1 pseudogene is annotated in these 681 nt (G+C 85.2%); it reads left to right on the forward strand.

The window, feature by feature from the left end:
* Window positions 1-200 precede the first annotated feature (200 nt).
* Window positions 201-681: pseudogene (locus AC4IJH_RS43630) on the forward strand (SUKH-4 family immunity protein); the annotation flags it as partial.

Genomic DNA, 681 nt, shown 5'->3' on the forward strand with positions numbered 1-681 from the left:
CCGCGGGTCCGCCCCCGCCTCCGGGTACCCCGGGGGCCGCGGCTTCCGGCGCCCCCGGTGCCGCTTCCGGTCCGGCCGGTCCGCCGCCGCCCCCTGGCGCGCCCTCCGGCCCCGGTGGCGGGGTGCACGCCGCCGCGACGATGCTCGCCGACGGTGCGGCCCTGCCGGGTCCGGCAGGCGGCCCGCCGCCTCCTCCGGGCATGCCCGGAGCCCCCGGCGGGCCCGGTGCCGCGGATGCCCCCGGCGGCACACCCCCGCCGCCCGGCGCCGCCGAGATCGCGGACGCCGCTACGAGCAGGGCGGCGGCGCGCCCCGGCGCTCCCTCGGGTGGGGACGGCCCGCCGCCGGCCCCCGGTGGACCGGCCGGTGGTTACGTACCCACGCAGATGGTGTCGCAGCTGGACCCGGACGACCTGCCCGACTCCCTCGTCGGCGCGGGCGGCTCCAACGCGCCCGACGCGAGCGGGAGTCCGGGCGGCGGCGAGCAGGGGACGGGCCAGGGCGGCCCGGCCGCGCCCGGTGGCGTGCACGCGGCGGCCACGATGCTGGCCGACGGCGCGGCGCTGTCCGTCGGCGCGCCCGGCCAGGGCGGCCCCGGCGGTCCCGGCGTGCCCCCGCCGCCCCCGCCCCCCGGCGCCCCCCGGCCCGTCGGGGCCCCCGGCGGCGCCAACACCCCTGGCG

The organism is Streptomyces sp. UF-297 (assembly GCF_058245575.1).